The sequence below is a fragment of the Bizionia argentinensis JUB59 genome (assembly GCF_000224335.1).
Classification (GTDB): Bacteria; Bacteroidota; Bacteroidia; order Flavobacteriales; family Flavobacteriaceae; genus Algorimicrobium; species Algorimicrobium argentinense.
In genome coordinates this window covers 1-18,406 of sequence record NZ_AFXZ01000029.1, presented here as the reverse complement: position 1 = coordinate 18,406, position 18,406 = coordinate 1, and the positions used below count along the sequence as shown (strand labels likewise).

At 33.5% G+C, this 18,406-nt stretch carries 16 protein-coding genes; 9 read left to right on the top strand and 7 right to left on the bottom strand.

All coding sequences use genetic code 11. From position 1 onward, the window contains the following. The first annotated feature begins 33 nt into the window (after nucleotides 1-33). The 7 genes from BZARG_RS08305 to BZARG_RS08275 all read left to right on the top strand — a co-directional run bounded on the left by BZARG_RS08305 (nucleotide 34) and on the right by BZARG_RS08275 (nucleotide 8,323). Nucleotides 34-1,560, top strand: coding sequence for a carboxypeptidase-like regulatory domain-containing protein (locus BZARG_RS08305; RefSeq protein WP_008637304.1), 1,527 nt, complete (start codon nucleotides 34-36; stop codon nucleotides 1,558-1,560). Nucleotides 1,561-1,767: 207 nt separating this feature from the next. Then, the gene (locus BZARG_RS08300) at nucleotides 1,768-3,096 is read left to right on the top strand and encodes an NAD(P)/FAD-dependent oxidoreductase (RefSeq protein WP_008637255.1); all 1,329 of its coding nucleotides are present in this window, start codon (nucleotides 1,768-1,770) and stop codon (nucleotides 3,094-3,096) included. A 30-nt stretch (nucleotides 3,097-3,126) separates the two neighbouring features. Then, entirely contained in the window at nucleotides 3,127-3,687 is a 561-nt protein-coding gene (locus BZARG_RS08295; protein ID WP_040288267.1) for a transposase, read from the top strand. Between the two features lie 61 nt (nucleotides 3,688-3,748). Then, nucleotides 3,749-5,344 (top strand): 4Fe-4S binding protein, encoded by a 1,596-nt coding sequence (locus BZARG_RS08290; protein WP_008637377.1) that lies wholly within the window; start codon nucleotides 3,749-3,751, stop codon nucleotides 5,342-5,344. 75 nt (nucleotides 5,345-5,419) lie between these two features. Then, complete coding sequence (locus tag BZARG_RS08285; RefSeq protein WP_008637334.1) at nucleotides 5,420-6,112, top strand: glycosyltransferase family 2 protein; 693 nt, start codon at nucleotides 5,420-5,422, stop codon at nucleotides 6,110-6,112. Further along, entirely contained in the window at nucleotides 6,109-7,596 is a 1,488-nt protein-coding gene (locus tag BZARG_RS08280; protein ID WP_008637341.1) for a cellulose synthase family protein, read from the top strand. Before BZARG_RS08285 ends, BZARG_RS08280 begins: the two co-directional genes overlap by 4 nt. An 82-nt stretch (nucleotides 7,597-7,678) precedes the next feature. Then, on the top strand, nucleotides 7,679-8,323 hold the full coding sequence (locus BZARG_RS08275; RefSeq protein WP_008637250.1) for an SDR family oxidoreductase: 645 nt from the start codon (nucleotides 7,679-7,681) through the stop codon (nucleotides 8,321-8,323). A gap of 76 nt (nucleotides 8,324-8,399) precedes the next feature. Here the strand turns inward: BZARG_RS08275 and BZARG_RS08270 are convergent, their stop codons facing one another. Beyond that, a complete protein-coding gene (locus BZARG_RS08270) occupies nucleotides 8,400-9,728 on the bottom strand; it encodes a metal-dependent hydrolase family protein (RefSeq protein ID WP_008637264.1) in 1,329 nt (442 codons plus the stop codon). Nucleotides 9,729-9,834: 106 nt separating this feature from the next. On the opposite strand from BZARG_RS08270, the gene BZARG_RS08265 reads away from it, so the two are divergent. Together BZARG_RS08265 and BZARG_RS08260 are read left to right on the top strand one after the other, a co-directional pair. After that, nucleotides 9,835-11,217 (top strand): hypothetical protein, encoded by a 1,383-nt coding sequence (locus BZARG_RS08265; RefSeq protein WP_008637313.1) that lies wholly within the window; start codon nucleotides 9,835-9,837, stop codon nucleotides 11,215-11,217. Next, the gene (locus BZARG_RS08260; protein WP_123766900.1) at nucleotides 11,207-12,031 is read left to right on the top strand and encodes an alpha/beta hydrolase; all 825 of its coding nucleotides are present in this window, start codon (nucleotides 11,207-11,209) and stop codon (nucleotides 12,029-12,031) included. The genes BZARG_RS08265 and BZARG_RS08260 overlap by 11 nt, the downstream gene beginning before the upstream one ends. Nucleotides 12,032-12,173: 142 nt before the next feature. Here the strand turns inward: BZARG_RS08260 and BZARG_RS08255 are convergent, their stop codons facing one another. From BZARG_RS08255 to BZARG_RS08230, 6 genes are read right to left on the bottom strand one after another with little or no spacing between them, the layout of a single operon-like run. Beyond that, on the bottom strand, nucleotides 12,174-12,404 hold the full coding sequence (locus tag BZARG_RS08255; RefSeq protein ID WP_008637284.1) for a hypothetical protein: 231 nt from the start codon (nucleotides 12,402-12,404) through the stop codon (nucleotides 12,174-12,176). A gap of 10 nt (nucleotides 12,405-12,414) precedes the next feature. Then, on the bottom strand, nucleotides 12,415-12,747 hold the full coding sequence (locus BZARG_RS08250; protein WP_040288292.1) for a hypothetical protein: 333 nt from the start codon (nucleotides 12,745-12,747) through the stop codon (nucleotides 12,415-12,417). A 40-nt stretch (nucleotides 12,748-12,787) separates the two neighbouring features. Then, the gene (locus BZARG_RS08245) at nucleotides 12,788-14,323 is read right to left on the bottom strand and encodes a bifunctional GNAT family N-acetyltransferase/carbon-nitrogen hydrolase family protein (protein ID WP_008637401.1); all 1,536 of its coding nucleotides are present in this window, start codon (nucleotides 14,321-14,323) and stop codon (nucleotides 12,788-12,790) included. A gap of 2 nt (nucleotides 14,324-14,325) precedes the next feature. Then, nucleotides 14,326-15,300 (bottom strand): deoxyhypusine synthase family protein, encoded by a 975-nt coding sequence (locus BZARG_RS08240; protein WP_008637374.1) that lies wholly within the window; start codon nucleotides 15,298-15,300, stop codon nucleotides 14,326-14,328. Continuing rightward, nucleotides 15,290-16,231, bottom strand: coding sequence for an agmatinase (gene speB, locus BZARG_RS08235; protein WP_008637354.1), 942 nt, complete (start codon nucleotides 16,229-16,231; stop codon nucleotides 15,290-15,292). Before speB ends, BZARG_RS08240 begins: the two co-directional genes overlap by 11 nt. After that, nucleotides 16,221-17,621 carry an arginine decarboxylase gene (locus tag BZARG_RS08230; RefSeq protein ID WP_008637403.1) on the bottom strand — a complete coding sequence of 467 codons (1,401 nt, stop codon included), beginning with the start codon at nucleotides 17,619-17,621 and terminating at the stop codon, nucleotides 16,221-16,223. Before BZARG_RS08230 ends, speB begins: the two co-directional genes overlap by 11 nt. Between the last annotated feature and the right edge of the window lie 785 nt (nucleotides 17,622-18,406).

Genomic DNA, 18,406 nt, shown 5'->3' with positions numbered 1-18,406 from the left:
AAAAGAATACTTTCCCCTTCTAAACTATAACCAATGACATTAACCAAACTTATTCTAGCACTTTGTTGCTTAACAATTTTTTCTGCAAAAGCCCAACAGACTATTTCCGCAAAAATCATCGATTCTACTAAACACGAGCCAATTCCATTTGTTACCATTTCAATAGACGATAAAACAGGCACAATTAGTAATGATAAAGGCGAATTTAATCTTACAATTAATCGTCCTATTTCTACAAGCGATTCACTTTACATTAGTTGTATGGGTTATGAGCAAAAGACATTTGCCATTCAAAATTTTACAGAAAGCACTATTACATTAAACGCAAAAAACATTGATTTAAGTGAAGTTTTTATCACCAATAAAAATTATACCCTTGATGAAATATTAGACAAAGTAAAAGAGGGTTTAAAAATCAATTACGATTTCGGATACGCTAAACGGAAACTGTTTTACAGAGAATCGTATTACACGCAAATGCTAAAAACCGATGTGAAAATTGAAAAAACGACAATTCCCGAATTCAACCAAGCTTTTGTAGATAGCATTATTACGTCAGTTCCGAAAAACACAGACCAACATACAGAAGTTTTAGGTGAATTATATGGCCAAGTTAAAGCTTCACAGCCTCAAAAAATGGAAATTTTAAAAGCGTCTCGCTTATATGATAAGCAAACTGAAATTACATTAGAAAATTATGAAAAGCGCTTTAACGAAATCATCAGAAAACATGTAAAACGTGATTCATATTTTAAAATAAAATCAGGTTGGTTTGGTACGAAAGAGGAAATCGACTCCACATTTTTTGGAGATAATCAAGAGCAAAAAGAGACTGCTGAATTCATAGAAAAGAAAAAGGAACAAGAAGCGAAACGCCAAGAGAATTTCCTAAAGTGGAAAAAAAGTACCGCTCATAATTTAGAGAATGCCAATTTTTTAAATGAAGACTCAGATTTAAATTTTATTAAAAAGTCTCGTCGTTACGAATTTGAAATGCTCGATTTCGTCTATTTCAATAATGAATTCGTTTACACTATAAGTTTCAAACCCAAACGTAGCGCGGATTTTGAAGGCACTTTATATATTAACACGCAGGATTTTGCCATTGTACGTGTAGACTATAAAAATGTAAAACCGCTTCGAAAATTCGGCTTATTAGGTATTTCAATGAAGGAATATTTAAAAGAAGGTACTATTATTTTTCAAAAAAATGCGAAGGATAAATACACACTTAAATATGCTGATGAAACAAATGGGCAGCAAGTTGGGATTAAACGACCATTAAAAATAATTGAAAAGAATAAAAATGTAAAAGGCCGACGTAAGCAAAATGAATTGGCTGCCGATATTCATTTTATCGTTAGAAATATTGATAAAAAAGAATTGATTATTTTTGAATCCACACCAATTTCTGAAACCGAATTCAATGATTTTACAGAAGTTGCAGATGTAATACCCACTTACCTTCCTGCCTACGATCCAGAGTTTTGGAAAGGCTATAATATTATTGAGCCTAATACAGCAATCAAGAATTTCAAGATTATTGAAACTTCAAATTAATGTTTTTAATTTCAATAGAAAAGAAGATATTGAGAATGTGTATTAAACATATTCTCGATTTTTTTAATTTTTACATATCAGAAAGGGCTAAAACCACGCTTAATAACTTGGCATAACTGATTAATAATGTTTATTTTTAAACAAATTGTACAAAAAACATTAAGGTTGGACATAAACCTTCGACCAACGAGTTATTAAAACCATCTTATGGAACACGTTGTTATTATTGGAAACGGCATCTCTGGCGTGACTGCTGCGCGGCATATTCGTAAGCTTTCACAAAATAAAATAACTATTATTTCTGCTGAAACCGAACACTTTTTCTCACGTACCGCCCTGATGTATATTTACATGGGACATATGAAATACGAGCATACGAAGCCGTATGAAGATTGGTTTTGGAAGAAAAACCGTATTGAACTAAAATCGGGATTTGTAGATGATATTGATACAGCTACAAAAACACTTCATTTTCGAGAAGGCGATTCCATAACTTATGATAAACTTATTGTTGCAACGGGTAGCAAACCTAACAAATTTGGTTGGCCAGGTCAAGATTTAAATGGTGTTCAAGGCTTATACAGTAAACAAGATTTAGATAACTTGGAAGTTTATGCGCCTAATAATTCAGCTTGTAAACGTGCCGTTGTCGTTGGCGGTGGCTTAATTGGTATTGAACTCGCAGAAATGCTAAATAGTCGCAATATCCCAGTTACACTTTTAGTCCGCGAACCTAGTTTTTGGAATAATGTATTACCAAAAGGCGATAGCAAGTTGGTTAATTATGAAATTAAAAAACATGGAATTGATTTACGTTTGGAAACAAATTTAAAAGAAATTAAATCGGATGAGAATGGTCGTGTTAAATCTATTATTATTGAAGAAACAGGTGAAGAAATAATCTGTGATTTTGTGGGTTTAACCGCTGGTGTTTCACCCAATATTTCAGTCGTAAAAAATATTAACGTGGAAACTAAACGAGGCGTTTTAGTGAACCGATATTTAGAAACCAATATCCCCGATGTTTATGCTATTGGCGATTGTGCCGAGCAACACGAACCTATTGGTAACAGAAAACCCATTGAAGCGGTTTGGTATACCGGACGCATGATGGGCGAAGTGGTGGCGCAAACTATTTGTGGAAACCGCATGGCGTATAATCCAAGTCATTGGTTTAATTCGGCTAAATTTTTCGATATCGAATATCAAACTTATGGTTGGGTATTTCCTGAATTAAAAGAAAATCACGCGCATTTTCATTGGAAACATACGACTGAAGATAAATGCATTACGATTGAATATAACCAAGAAACACAAGATTTTAAAGGCATCAACACCTTTGGAATCCGCATGAAACACGAAGTTTTTGATAGATGGCTGACAGAGAATCGCTCCGTTAATTATGTTGTGGAACATCTTTCTGAAGCCAATTTTGATCCTGAATTTTATAAGCGTTTTGAAAGAAGAATTCGAGAGGAATTTGAAAAAAGCTTAAACATTCGCGTTCCAGACCTCACAGGTTTCAAAAACCTGTGAGGTCTTATGAAAAGCTTTAATTTAATCTAAATGAAATACGAACCGTTAATAGAAGATAATTATTACCACATTTATAATTGTGGCAATAATAAAGAAGATATTTTTTTAGAGGACGATAATTATCTTTATTTTCTATCGCTAACAAAAAAGTATCTATTGGATGTGGTGGATATATTAGCGTACTGTTTAATGAAAAACCATTTTCATTTTTTAGTTAAAACCAAAGAAAATCAAGAGCAGAAGAAAATTTCGCAAGCATTTTCTAATTTTTTCAATGCTTATGCGAAAGCTTTTAATAAAAAACATCAAAGAACTGGAGGCCTATTTAAAGATCGATTTTCTCGAATTAAAATCTCTGTTGAGGCTTATTTGAAGTCTTTAGTGGTTTATATTCATTTGAATCCTGTTCATCATGGATTTACAGATAATTTCAAAACCTATAAATATTCATCGTTTCAATCTCTTTTATCGAAACAACCAACAAAACTAGATAGAAGTTTCGTTTTAGAACTTTTCGATAATGAAGATAATTTGAACTATGTCCATGAACAAAAGAAAATTCATATTTCAGAAACGTATTTTTTAGAATGAATTTAATATTCCAGACCTCACAGGTTTTAAAAACCTGTGAGGTCTCAAAAAGAAAACAACCATGAGTCAAAAATTAAACCATAGTTTATCATTAGCCAAACCCGATGGCTATCACACATCGGCCAAACAAAAAGTATTTTTGACCATTGGTTTGATTGGTTTATTCACGTTAGTTCTGGCTTTATTTAATTTAGATATTATGTCAGGTTGGGCTTTAACAGCCGCGCTTGGCGCTATAACTTTAGGAATTGGCGGGTTTACAACAGACGCTTACTTAAATAAACCTAAAGGCATTAAAAATGATGGTGTTTGGTTCAAATCTATTTCATCGCATGGAGCTGTTGGTTGGTTAACAGGAATTGTTTTAACACTATTCTACATTGTGTTATACTTTTACCCACACCTATTAGGTTTAGGAACAGATGGCGCGGCAAACACCGGACTAATCTCTTTTTTCGATCCTTTAAGTAGACTTTTAAACGGTGGTCCTGCAAGTCAGTGGTTTGTTTATGGTACTCTTTACACATTGGCAATTTTAGCTTTCGGATATAAGTTTTTATTAAAATACAGACATAATCGTTACGAGCAATTGCGAACGTACTCGGTGATGTTCTTTCAGTTAGGTTTTGCTTTTTTGATTCCTGAATTCATGTCAAGGTTAAACTCCGAAAGTTTTAGTCTACCTTATTATGATTTAAAAAACATCTGGCCTTTAAACTATTATAATTTCGAGCAATATCGCGTAGACGATATGATTAGCGCTGGCGATGTTGGCGTAGGAATCTTAATTTTCGGTGTGGCGTCTATTCTTATTATTACACCAATTCTGACCTACAAATATGGTAAGCGTTGGTATTGCTCCTGGGTTTGTGGTTGCGGCGGATTGGCTGAAACGGCAGGAGACCCCTTCCGGCACTTAAGTGATAAAACTCAAGCTGCCTGGAAAATTGAACGTTGGGTGGTTCATAGTGTATTAGTATTCGTTGTACTAATGACGACTGCCGTTATTTATACGTATTTAGGTTACGATGCAGAGAATTACTGGCTTACAAAAGAAGTTTTCTTATTTTTAGTAGCTGGTTTTTTGACACTTATTTTTACATTAACCATGATTTACAAACGCCATGAATTAGGTAAAGATGCGCGTTATGGTGCTATTGGATACTTTGTAATTATTATGGTTCTTATTGGCATGCATTATTTCTCGAATGGCTCACAATTATTTTTATTTGAAGCAGAAACTTTACGATCTTCTTATGGTTTTCTTATTGGTTCAATTTTTTCGGGTGTGATTGGAACAGGCTTCTACCCTATTTTTGGAAATCGCGTTTGGTGTCGTTTTGGTTGCCCAATGGCTGCTATTTTAGGATTTCAACAACGTATTTTTTCTAAATTTAGAATTACGACTAATGGCGGACAATGCATTTCATGTGGAAATTGCTCTACTTATTGCGAAATGGGTATTGACGTTCGAGCTTATGCTCAAAAAGGCGAAAATATTGTCAGATCTAGCTGTGTAGGTTGCGGTATTTGCAGTGCTGTTTGTCCGCGTGGTGTTTTAAAACTAGAAAATGACAGCACGAAAGGACGTATTAATCCGACCGAAATTTTATTAGGAAATGATGTCGATTTAATAGATTTAGTAAATCAAAAGTAAAATAAACAAAGCCATACAAGTTATGGTAACTTGAGTCGGTTAAGCCTATTTTTGCACTTTCAAAGAAAACAATAAATGCCCAATATAAAAGTTATTATTCCTGCTTATAATGAAGCCGATGCCATATCATTAGTTATTAAAGATATTCCTGACATCGTAAGTGAAATTATTGTGGTGAGTAATAACTCTACAGACGCGACAGAAATAAATGCAAAAGTGGCAGGCGCAACCGTATTAACAGAAAACAGAAAAGGTTATGGCTGGGCATGTTTAAAGGGAATGGATTATCTGGCGCAACAAAACCCGAAACCGGATATTATTGTCTTTTTGGATGGCGATTACAGTGATTTCCCGGAACAACTCACCAATATCATTCAACCTATTCTAGATAACAAAGTCGATTTTGTAGTAGGTGCTAGATGCAAAGAATTACGTGAAAAAGGCTCCATGACCATGCCACAGATATTTGGTAATTGGTTAGCAACAACTTTAATGCGATTCATGTTTGGCTCCAAGTTTACCGATTTAGGCCCGTTTCGTGCAATTAAATATAATCAATTGTTAGCTTTAAACATGGAAGACAAAACTTATGGTTGGACGGTGGAAATGCAATTAAAAGTTTTAAAACAAAATATTTCTTATACGGAAATCGACGTGCCGTATAGAAACCGCATCGGCGTTTCTAAAGTATCTGGAACAGTTAAAGGTGCTGTATTTGCTGGATATAAAATTCTAGCATGGATTTTTAAATACGGTTTCAAAAAATGATTATTGAAGGCATCATTATAACAATTTACACGTTAGCATTAATCCTGATTTTCATGTTTGCTTTGGCGCAATTAAATTTATTATTCAACTATTTATCAGCTGAAAAAAAAATTGAAGATGCGGCTAGATTCGATTTAACAAATACTAAAGAAATTCCGCTTGTTACCATTCAACTACCAATTTATAATGAACTTTATGTGGTGGAACGTTTGTTAGATAATATTTCAAAAATTAATTATCCGAAAGACAAATTAGAAATACAAGTCTTGGATGATTCCACAGACGAATCTTATACAATTACTGCAAAAAAAATAATCGAGTTAAAGCAAATAGGTTTCGATATTACACATATTCACCGAACCGATAGGACAGGTTTTAAAGCTGGCGCACTTAAGGCCGCTTTAGAATATGCCAAAGGTACGTTTATTGTCATTTTTGATGCCGATTTTATGCCGAAATCAGATTGGCTACAACAAACAATCCCTTATTTTAAAAATGAAAACATTGGCGTAGTTCAAACCCGCTGGGGACACATTAATCGCGATTATTCAATTTTAACTAAAATTCAGGCTTTTGCTTTAGATGCGCATTTCACTTTAGAACAAACAGGTAGAAATACGAAAGGACATTTTATCAACTTTAATGGTACGGCTGGTGTTTGGAGAAAAACATGTATTATAGATGCCGGAAATTGGGAAGGCGATACATTGACAGAAGATCTGGATTTAAGCTACCGAGCCCAATTAAAAGGCTGGGAATTCAAATATTTAGAACATGTTGAAACACCTGCCGAATTACCAATAGTTATAAGTGCAGCTCGTTCACAACAGTTTCGATGGAATAAAGGTGGTGCAGAGAATTTTCAGAAGATGTTTTTTAGAATTCTAAAGAGTGAAAACATGTCTGCTAAATCAAAAATGCACGGTTTTCTACATTTGTTAAATAGCACCATGTTTTTAAGTATTCTAATCGTGGCTGTTTTAAGTGTGCCTATGCTTTACATAAAGCACCAAAATGAAACGCTAAAAATGTATTTCTATGCCACTAGTTTTTTTGTAATTAGTTCTATTATTTTCTTTATTAGTTATTGGATTATCTACAAGCGCTTACAGGGTTCTGGCATTAAAAATCTCATAAAATACATCAGCATGTTTTTCGCCTTCTTTTCTGTTGCTATGGGGTTTTCCCTGCATAATACAATAGCCGTTATTGAAGGACATTTTAGAAAGCCGAGTGACTTTATTCGCACACCAAAATTTAATATTAATTCAAACAATAAAGACTCTTGGAAACAGAATATCTATCTGAAGAAAAAAATATCTTGGTATGTTATTTTTGAAGGTTTGTTGATGCTTTATTTCGCATTTGGTATGTACAGCGCTTTTGTTGTTGGAAATGGTGGCGGCGATTTTGGATTATTCCCATTTCACCTCATGCTATTTCTTGGATTTGGCTTCGTGTTCTTCAAGTCTTTAAAAAACTAATCATCCATTAGCAATACTATTAAAGTCTCGTTAAACAGCCTAAATTTCTTGTAAAGCTCTTCATATATAGTTATATTAAGACATGGAAAATATTTTAGTAGCCGGTGCTCACGGTACCACAGGAAAAAAAATAGTTAATCTTTTAAGTGAATCGCAATATTTTAATCCCATAGCCATGGTGAGAAAAGAGGAGCAAATTCCTTTTTTTAAGGCGAAAAACGTGGAAACCGTTTTAGCAGATTTAGAAAAAGATGTATCTCACGCTTTTAAAAAACCCATTGATAAAGTCATTTTTGCTGCCGGTTCTGGCGGAAAAAATGTAGAGGCCGTTGACCAAAACGGTGCTATAAAACTGATTGATGCTTCTAAAAACAACAATATTAAGAAATTTGTTATGTTAAGTTCCATGGGAGCGGACAAGCCAGAATCTGTCCCAGAATTAGAGGCCTATTTAAAAGCGAAACAAATCGCAGATACCCATTTAACTGAAAGTGGTTTAAATTACAGCATAGTAAGGCCTGGTGCTTTAACGAATGACGAATTATTAAATAAAATAGAATTAGAAGAGAAGCTTAATAAACGCGGCGAAATTAGCAGAAATGATGTCGCCCAAACTTTGGTTAGAACACTAAACGATGATGTTGCCAATAAAGTAACTTTCGAAATAATAAAAGGTGATATGCTTATTGCCGATGCTTTGCATAAGGTGTCAAAAATGGAAGCTTAAAAAACTTGTAAGTAAATCATTTGTATATAGAAAAATCAACTAAATACTAGTTGATTTTTTTTTGATTAAATGTCTCTCAATTTGTTTCTTGATTATAAATGACACCATCTTTCATAACAAAAACAACATTTTCAATTGTGTTTACAAAGTTAGCAATTATATCACCTTTAACAGCAATTATATCTGCTTTCGATTTTGATTTTAAGACTCCAATGTCATTCTGCATATTTAAATGACTTGCCGACAAATAGGTTGCCGATTGCAAAATATCTAGAGGTTTCATACCTGCTTCAAAATAAGCCCGAAACATATCTTGAGAGGAACAGCCTCTTGTAGTTCCAATTTCCGTATAATTATCAGAACCCACTACTATGGGAACGCCTAATTTTATTGCTTGTTTTAATCTTTTCGACATATTATTCAAATAATTTTCAATCCAAGCTGTCTCTCCTTTCTTATAGCCGGCAAGTTCTGCATAAACCTCCATATATTTCCGACTGTTTTCTGTTGGCACCAGAAACACCTTTTTTTTCGCCATTAAAGTTAAGGTAGAATCAGCTATGTTAAAACCGTGTTCTATACCATCTACTCCTGCTTGAATGGCATTCCACGCAGATTGATTTGAAACTGAATGCGCTGTAACGGTTAATCCATAATCATGAGCCATGTTAACAATAGCTTTCATTTCTTCTATAGTAAGAAACGTTTTGTTGGGAAGATTATCAGCGCAGATTTTAATGACATCCACATTTTGATTTGCATGTTCCCGCACAGCATTTCTAGCATCTTCAACGCCTTTTATTATACGGTATTCCAAATCGATAAGATTTTGATGACTAGGAGATACCCCGTAAATCTGCCCACCAGCAGCGCCCATGATAGGGCCAGAAGCTAATATTCTCGGTCCGGTAATAGTTCCTTCACTTATAGCATCCCGCAGTGCAACGTCTAAAAAAAGCCCTGAATTACCTAAATCCTTAATGGTTGTAATGCCAACATCTAAATAAGACCTTGCTCTTTTAGCACCACGCAACGCCCGCAAGGCATCGCTTTCCATAGTTAATGATTGAATACTGTGTTCTGAAAAATCAACATTTGAATCTTGAGAAAATAGTACATGAGTATGTGCATCAATTAAACCTGGAAGCACGGTATAATTCGTTAAATCAATAAATTTAGCGTTTTTAGGAATTTCAGGAAAAGTCACTATGCTCACTATTTTATTCCCTCGAATATGAATTAGCTTATTTTTCAGTAGCATATTGTTTTCGCTATCGTAAAAAATACCTGCTTTAATATAAGTCTCATTTTCTTGAGCAAAAGTACTCGTTAAAATTGTTAGAAATAGAATTATAGTAAAAATAATAGTTTTACTTAAGTACTGACTTAATGCTTGCGTATTCATTTGAATTTTGGTTCTAAATTTCACTTAAATCATAAATTCTATTTTACTAATTTAATGAAAAGACTATAAACATATGCAACACGCAACAAAAATGTATATTTGAACCATGCAAGTTTCAAATTTTATTAAGTTTTATAAATTCCCACTCCTACTCGCTTTTACAAGTTTGTTATTCTATGCTAGCTTCGCTTATAAACTGGAACGAACCGACAGTATAAAACTACTAATACTTTATACATCTTTATTCGTCATTTTCTATAAAATCATCCAACTCACCAAACACAATATTAAATTTTTAACGTGGCTTGCTTTTGGTTTTCGTGCCCTTTTCATATTATCCATCCCTAGTTTATCACAAGATTTTTATCGCTTTATTTGGGACGGACGCATGATATTAGAAGGTTTTAATCCGTATTTATATACACCGGAATTTTTTATTGCTAACTCCCAATTCCCCATTGCTCAAGCACAAGAACTTTATAATGGCATGGGTTCATTAAGTGCCAGTAACTTCACCAACTATCCACCTTTAAATCAGTTGTGTTTTATAATTGCAGGACTATTTGCTGGTCAAAGCATATTAGGTTCTGTTATCGTTTTACGGCTACTTATAATTGCTGCCGATTTCGGAATACTATATTTTGGCAAGAAGTTATTGATGAAGTTAAAACTCCCTACACACCTCATTTTCTGGTATATTTTAAACCCGTTTATTATTATTGAACTCACCGGAAATCTTCATTTTGAAGGTGTAATGTTGTTCTTCCTAATTTGGAGTTTATACTTGTTAGAGAAGCACAAATGGCCTTTTGCGGCTGTTGTTTTTGCTTGTTCCGTTTCGGTTAAATTAATTCCGCTACTGTTTTTACCATTACTTTTTACGTGGTTTAGGAAAGAACACTGCATCGAAGATAAATTGACAAAAACTTCTAGAAATGACATCCTTAAATTATTGATGTTTTATGGGATTGTTGGACTAACGACTGTATGCTTTTTTATACCCTTTTATTCAACTGAATTCTTAACAAATTACACAAACACGGTGGCTTTATGGTTTCAAAACTTTGAATTTAATGCTAGTTTGTACTATATTTTTCGCCAAATAGGTTTTTGGATTTCAGGTTATAATCAGATAGCTATTATTGGAAAATTCACTGCTATTTTTGTATTTATCTTTGTTATTATTTTGGCGATTTATAAAAAACCAAAAAACACGAAACAGCTTATTTTTACCATGCTTATTGTTTTAACTGTTTATTACTTTACAGCTACAACCGTTCATCCTTGGTATGTGGCTACACTTGTTTTATTAGGAGTTTTCACCAATTATAAATTCCCGTTAGTATGGAGTTTTATGATTATTTTCAGCTATTTGTCCTATTCTAATGCCAAAAACTCTGAAAACCTTTGGATTATTGCATTTGAATACTTCGTGGTTTTTAGTGTATTTTTGCACGATATATTTAAACCCAAACCACTTGAAACTTAATTTTCTAAAATTATTTAGACGCTTATTTCGCATTATAGCACTGTTTTTTGTGCTTTATATATTGTCTTTAGTTTTTTTATATATTAAACAGGAACGTTTCTTTTTTAATCCGAAGCATTTAGAAAAAAATTACGTGTTCAACTTTAAAGAATCTTTTGAAGAACTTAATATTCCGGTATCGGAAGGTATATCTTTAAACGCTCTTCTATTTAAAACTGAACAAACGCGGAAAGGTGTAATAGTTTATTTCCATGGAAATGCTGGTGCCATTCACGATTGGGGAAAACGCGCTCCTTTGTACCTTGACAATGGTTATGATATTCTGTTTTTTGATTATCGTGGTTATGGTAAAAGCGATGGCTCCTATTCTGAAACTCAAGAACTCTTTGATGATGGAGAAGCGGTTTACAACGCCATAAAAAAGCGTTATTCCGAGGATAAAATAGTGATTTTAGGGTATTCTATAGGATCAGGGATTGCCACTTATGTGGCTTCTAAAAACAATCCTAAAAAACTTATCTTAAACGCACCATACTATTCGTGGAAAATTTTAGTTGCAGAAGAAATTGCACCACCGATTCCCGAGTTTATAATACGATATGATATTCCTACCTATCAATTTATCACAAAAGTAAAGTGCCCAATTCTTATATTTTATGGCACACGTGATAATTTAATTAACCCAGAAACAAATGCTAAAAAACTTAAAGCTTTAATTCCAGACAACATCCAATTGTTTCCTATTATCGATGGCGCCCATAATGGTTTGCATATTACCAAACAGTATTATGAAGAGCTAAAAAAACAGCTTTAAAATCATAATAACTCATTTATAAAAACGAAAAGCAGCAACTGTTATACAATTGCTGCTTTCCTGTTTTATTAAAATTTTCGTATGCTATCTGATAGACAAAAGCTGTTAAAACAACCATTTAATATCTTCCATTTAAATGGAATTAAAGCGGTTTTAAACTTTCGACTCTATATATAACTGAATCTTCATCATTTCCATCAGGGGCTTCAACAAAAACTATTTTAAACTCCTGATCGACGTAGTTCTCGTCATTTTTTAAATCGTATTGTTTTAATACGCGAGGACTCACTTCTTCAAAAGCAAGCTCTTCCCCGTTATCGAACCAGAAGGTATAATATCCATTCTCGTAAGATTTAAAAACAGCTGTTCTCATTATAAATTAATTAATCTATTTCGTCTTCAGCGTCTTCGTCAGCTATTTCAAGCTCTGGATCTTGGATAGCTTCTGGATCCGCAACATCAAAATCTTCATAATCGTCTTCATCATAATTCTCCATGGTTGCCGCCAACTTGGTACTTACTTTCACTAAATACTTCGTGTCACTCGTAGTAACTTCGACAGCTTCAATAAGTTCGTTTTTCGCATTTTTAAAGGAGAAAATTTGATCTTCATCATAACCATCAGGATATTTTTCAACGAGTAACGCTAAAATTTCTGGTGTTAACTTTTTAAAGTCGACAATTACGCGTTTTAAATTATCATTTCTTTTTTTCATTACTTGGTCAATATTTATGCATTTTAAAAAAACAAAATTACTATTTATTGTTATTAATTCGGATAACATCATAAAAATCTTTTCGCCTATCTTTTAAGTTTTTAACAGCTCCATGCGAATGAAGTTCTCTTAATAAACTCAAATCAACGTCCGCTACAAGAATCATTTCGGTGTTAGGCGTTGCTTCCGCTTTAATTCCATTACTTGGAAATGAAAAGTCGCAAGGCGTAAAAACAGCCGATTGCGCATACTGAATATCCATATTATTTACGTTGGGTAAATTACCTACGCTTCCAGCAATAGCAACATAACATTCATTTTCTATTGCTCGTGCTTGTGCACATAAGCGAACACGAGAATAGCCATTTTGTGTATCCGTTAAAAAAGGAACAAATAAAATATCCATGCCTTCATCTGCTAATAAACGTGATAATTCTGGAAACTCCGAATCATAGCATATTAAAATACCGATTTTCCCACAATCGGTTTCAAAAGTTTGTAATTTGTTCCCGTTTTGCATACCCCAAACTTTAGCTTCATCTGGTGTAACATGAATTTTTTCATAGCGTTCCACACTACCATCACGGCGACATAAATAACCAACGTTATATAGCTTATCATCCACCAATTCAGGCATACTTCCCGAAATGATATTAATATTGTAGGAGATTGATAATTGCTTCAGCTTTTCTACAATTACTTCGGTAAACTTGGCCAACTCTCTAATGGCCTCTGGCTCGTGCATATGATTAAACTCCGCCATTAATGGTGCGTTGAAAAACTCTGGAAACACGGCGAAATCAGATCGGTAAGCAGAAACACTATCAATAAAATATTCTACTTGCTGCATGAGTTCATCCAAACCAGTATAAGTACGCATTTGCCATTGAATAAGACCTAAACGCACAACGGTTTTTACGGTGCTTGCCTTTTTATTTGGTTTGGTATAATAAATATTATCCCATTCCATTAAAACAGCATACTCATTAGAGGCCGTATCGCCTTCTAAATACCCTTTTAGTATACGAACTGGGTGAAAATCATTCGAAATTTGAAAGTTTAAAACCGGATCATGGATTTCTTTACGCTTTACTTTTTCAAAATATTCTTTAGGTGATAAATTCTTATGCTCATGATAATTTGGCATACGACCACCGAATACAATTCCTTTTAAATTTAAGTTTTCACAAACCTCTTTCCGGTAATCATAAAGTCGTCTACCTAATCGCAATCCGCGATATTCTGGTTTTATAAACACATCAATACCATAAAGAACATCGCCATCTGGATCGTGATTTTTAAAAGATTCTCCAGCAATAATATCCTCATAAGTATGCTCATCATCAATATTATCAAAATCGACAATAATGGACAGAGCACAACCAGCAATATCACCATCAATTTTAATAACCACTTGTCCTTCTGGAAACTTGGTGGTTAAATCTTTAATATGTTGTTCTTTCCAGTAAGAATTTAAAACACCGCCATAAGACTCTAAAGTTGCTGATTTTAATTCCTCATAATCATCAACCGTTAGATATTTTAATTCAATATTCTCTATTTTTTGAGTATCCATTATTACATTCCTAGCAAGTAAGCAAAAACCAATGGTGCAACGATGGTTGCATCACTTTCAATTATAAATTTAGGGGTATCAACATCTAATTTTCCCCATGTAATTTTCTCATTAGGAACAGCTCCAGAATACGATCCGTAACTTGTTGTAGAATCACTAATCTGACAGAAATAACTCCAGAATGGTGTATCTGTACGTTCCATATCTTGATATAACATAGGCACCACACAAATTGGAAAATCCCCTGAAATACCACCTCCAATTTGGAAGAAACCGATACCATTTTCAGAATTATTCGTATACCATTCAGCTAAAAAAGTCATGTATTCAATTCCAGACTTCATAGTACTTGGATTTAATTCACCTTTTAAAACATAGCTAGCAAAAATATTACCCATTGTGCTATCTTCCCAACCTGGGCAGATAATTGGTAGATTTTTTTCGGCTGCAGCATACATCCAAGAATCTTTAATATCAATTTCATAATGCTCTTCTAAAACACCAGAAAGTAATAATTTATACATATACTCATGAGGTAAATAACGTTCACCTTTCGCTTCAGCCTCTTTCCAGATTTTTACAATATGTTCTTGAATTCTTCTAAAAGCCTCTTCTTCAGGAATACAGGTATCCGTTACTCGGTTTAAACCTTTGTCCATTAAGTCCCTCTCATCCTGTGGTGTTAAATCGCGATAATTTGGAACACGTTTGTAGTGTGAATGTGCTACCAAGTTCATAATATCTTCTTCCAAGTTTGCACCTGTGCAAGAAATAATTTGAACTTTATCTTGGCGAATCATTTCGGCAAAAATTTTCCCGATTTCTGCAGTACTCATTGCTCCCGCAAGAGATACTAGCATTTTAGCACCATTGTTTAATTGATCTTCATACCCTTTTGCGGCATCTACTAAAGCAGCTGCGTTAAAGTGTAAATAGTATTTTTCTATAAATTGTGATATGTGTCCTTTAGTTGTCATTGTCTTCATTAAATTTAGAAAATTTATTGGTATTTTCTTTTGATTCATTAAAATTATTATCGAAACTATCTTCTGCAGTTTCATCTAGAAACTTATAAGATAGCATTTTATAGTATAGCTTGGCTGCTAAAAAGTCCGAAGAACGTTCTGTTTCATTTGGGCATAATTCCACAATATCAAAACCTACTACATTCTTTTCAGCAAAAACCTGACGTAAAAAATCAAGTGTTTCATACCATAATAATCCACCAGGCTCTGGTGTTCCTGTACTTGGCATTATAGACGGATCAAAAGCATCCAAATCGATTGTAATAAATACGTTTTCTGTCATTTGGTCGATTGCAGAATCCATCCAAGTATCATCCACAGCCATATCATGCGCAAAATAGGTTTTATCGAAATCCATAACCGTCGTTTCAATAACATCCATACTTCGAATACCAACTTGTATTAAGTTAGTTGTCTGGCTTGCCTCATAAACCGCACAAGCATGGTTGCATTTACTGCCTTCATATTCTTTACGTAAATCGGCATGAGCATCAATTTGTAAAACTGTTAAGTTTTCAAAACATTCATTAAAAGCTCTAATTGTTCCAATAGAAATGGAATGTTCGCCACCAAAAGCCGTTACAAATTTATTTCGTTTTATATACTTTTTAGTTGCTTCATGAACCGCTTCCACCATTTTTTCTGGCGAAGAGTTTTCGGTTATAGGCTTTGTTAAATATACACCTTGTTTGTATACCTCAGTACCTGTTTCAATATCGTAAAGCTCCATGTTTTCCGATGCACTTAAAAATGCTTCAGGCCCTTTATCAGCACCTTTTTGCCAAGTACTTGTACCATCATATGGCACTGGAATTAGCACAATTTTTGAACTATCTAATTTGGAATATTGTTCGTCTATTCCCGCATACGTTTTATTGTCCATCGTAACCTAATATTTTAAGTAAGTCTTCACTTTTTTGTTGTTCAGCAAATAATTTTGTGCTAATATTTCCATCAGCATCTTTATTAATTAAAATATGTTTTGGCGACGGAATTAAACAATGTTGTAAGCCCCCAAAACCGCCAATCGTTTCTTGATAAGCACCTGTATTAAAGAAACCTATATACAAGGGTTTCTCTTTATTATATTTAGGCAAGTAAATAGCATTCATGTGTTGCTCGCTGTTATAATAATCATCACTATCACAGGTTAATCCACCTAAAAGCACACGTTCATAGCTTTCATGCCAACGGTTAATTGGCAACATAATAAAACGCTTATTTATGGCCCAAGTATCAGGTAAGGTAGTAATAAATGATGAATTAATCATGTTCCACTTTTCACGATCGTTTTGTTGTTTTTGATACAGTACTTCGTAAATGGCACCACCACTTTCTCCAACTGTAAAACTTCCAAATTCCGTAAAAATATGAGGAACGGCAACATCTTCACTCTCACAAGCCAATTTAATTTGATTGATTATTTCATCAATCATATACTCGTAATCGAAATCGAAAGCCAATGAGTTTTTAATTGGGAATCCACCGCCAATGTTTAAACTATCAAGAGACGGACAAATCTTCTTTAAACTCGTATAAACTTTTAAACATTTTGCCAATTCATTCCAGTAATAGGCATTATCACGAATTCCTGTGTTTATAAAAAAGTGTAACATTTTAAGTTTAACTTTCTTATTATCTTGAATTTGATTTTTATAAAACGGTACAATATTTTTATAGCCAACACCTAAACGTGACGTATAAAATTCAAACTTAGGTTCCTCTTCTGAAGCGATACGTATACCAATATTAAACTTTCCTTTTATTTCTTCGGAAAGCAAATCGATCTCCTCATAATTATCAATAATTGGAATAGCATTTTTATGTCCATCATTAATCAAGCGTGCAATATTTGTAACGTATTGGGCACGTTTGAATCCATTACTAATAATATATGTGTCATTGGTGATTTTCCCTTCCGCTTTTAGGCTTTCAACAATATCAATATCGAAAGCAGATGATGTTTCAATGTGAATATCATTTTTTAACGCTTCGTCCAAGACATGTTTAAAATGTGAACTTTTAGTGCAGTAGCAGTAATTATATTTGCCTTTGTATTTATTGTTTTTTATAGCTTTTTTAAACCACCCCTTAGCACGTTGAATATTATTAGATATTTGTGGTAAATAAGTAAATTTTAAAGGTGTCCCATAATCCTCCACCAATTGCATAAGGTCGATATCATGGAATTCCAATGTTTTGTTTTCCAGTTTAAACTCTTCCTGTGGAAAATCGAAGGTCTGACTGATTAAGTCAATATATTTAGTGTTCATTTATTTGAATATTTAAAATTTAAAGATACGAACTGAATGCTATATTCAGAATTAATATAACGTTAAAAATTAAAATTATCAAACTTGAATTTGAAAATGGGTCGTAGGAATAAAGCCATATAAATGTTGGCTTGCGTAAATATAAGTCACGGAAGTTAGCTCTAAAATTCGGTTGCTTAATCGGTAAGCGGCTCTTGAATATGACTTCCCAATGTTCAAGGGCCCGAACATAAAAACAGTTCTCAATTTGTTCAGCTAAATGCGATGCAAAAGAAATATATTTTTTTGACTTTCAAGCCTTTTTTATACTTTTTTTATCTAAATAAAATTTAGATTTAAAGCATCCAAAATCCTGTTAATCAACACATAGTCAACACACTAGAGCTTAGTGATGTTTTAAAACCTTAATTATTAAATATTAATAGCGTTTGAAGATGGCTGGAAACAAATCTGTAAGCAGAAACTACACTGTAGGAAAGCGCTTAATGAATGCAAATGCAATTATGAGCCTCGGCTTTGCCGCAATAAAATCAAGCATTTCTAGTCGCTAAATGAGCAGTAATAAAGTGGTTTATTGTCAGATGAAATACTTTGAAAAAATTCCAGAAATAATCATTTCTCAATTCAGCAATTATTTGTGGTTGATAATTCTAATAGCTAAAATAAACACCTCAACACTAAACCAAGAAGTTTATAGTATAAAAAATGGCGCTATTAATTAAAACACTCTCAAAAAAAGCAAGCAAAATAATCCAATAAAAAAGACGCTACGTAATAAATAAGTA

What these genes read in the sequence shown, in the direction of transcription:
- BZARG_RS08305 (WP_008637304.1), top strand. Translation starts at nt 34, where the DNA reads ATGACATTAACCAAACTTATTCTAGCACTTTGTTGCTTAACAATTTTT.
- BZARG_RS08300 (WP_008637255.1), top strand. Translation starts at nt 1,768, where the DNA reads ATGGAACACGTTGTTATTATTGGAAACGGCATCTCTGGCGTGACTGCT.
- BZARG_RS08295 (WP_040288267.1), top strand. Translation starts at nt 3,127, where the DNA reads ATGAAATACGAACCGTTAATAGAAGATAATTATTACCACATTTATAAT.
- BZARG_RS08290 (WP_008637377.1), top strand. Translation starts at nt 3,749, where the DNA reads ATGAGTCAAAAATTAAACCATAGTTTATCATTAGCCAAACCCGATGGC.
- BZARG_RS08285 (WP_008637334.1), top strand. Translation starts at nt 5,420, where the DNA reads ATGCCCAATATAAAAGTTATTATTCCTGCTTATAATGAAGCCGATGCC.
- BZARG_RS08280 (WP_008637341.1), top strand. Translation starts at nt 6,109, where the DNA reads ATGATTATTGAAGGCATCATTATAACAATTTACACGTTAGCATTAATC.
- BZARG_RS08275 (WP_008637250.1), top strand. Translation starts at nt 7,679, where the DNA reads ATGGAAAATATTTTAGTAGCCGGTGCTCACGGTACCACAGGAAAAAAA.
- BZARG_RS08270 (WP_008637264.1), bottom strand. Translation starts at nt 9,728, where the DNA reads ATGAATACGCAAGCATTAAGTCAGTACTTAAGTAAAACTATTATTTTT.
- BZARG_RS08265 (WP_008637313.1), top strand. Translation starts at nt 9,835, where the DNA reads ATGCAAGTTTCAAATTTTATTAAGTTTTATAAATTCCCACTCCTACTC.
- BZARG_RS08255 (WP_008637284.1), bottom strand. Translation starts at nt 12,404, where the DNA reads ATGAGAACAGCTGTTTTTAAATCTTACGAGAATGGATATTATACCTTC.
- BZARG_RS08250 (WP_040288292.1), bottom strand. Translation starts at nt 12,747, where the DNA reads ATGAAAAAAAGAAATGATAATTTAAAACGCGTAATTGTCGACTTTAAA.
- BZARG_RS08245 (WP_008637401.1), bottom strand. Translation starts at nt 14,323, where the DNA reads ATGGATACTCAAAAAATAGAGAATATTGAATTAAAATATCTAACGGTT.
- BZARG_RS08240 (WP_008637374.1), bottom strand. Translation starts at nt 15,300, where the DNA reads ATGACAACTAAAGGACACATATCACAATTTATAGAAAAATACTATTTA.
- speB (WP_008637354.1), bottom strand. Translation starts at nt 16,231, where the DNA reads ATGGACAATAAAACGTATGCGGGAATAGACGAACAATATTCCAAATTA.
- BZARG_RS08230 (WP_008637403.1), bottom strand. Translation starts at nt 17,621, where the DNA reads ATGAACACTAAATATATTGACTTAATCAGTCAGACCTTCGATTTTCCA.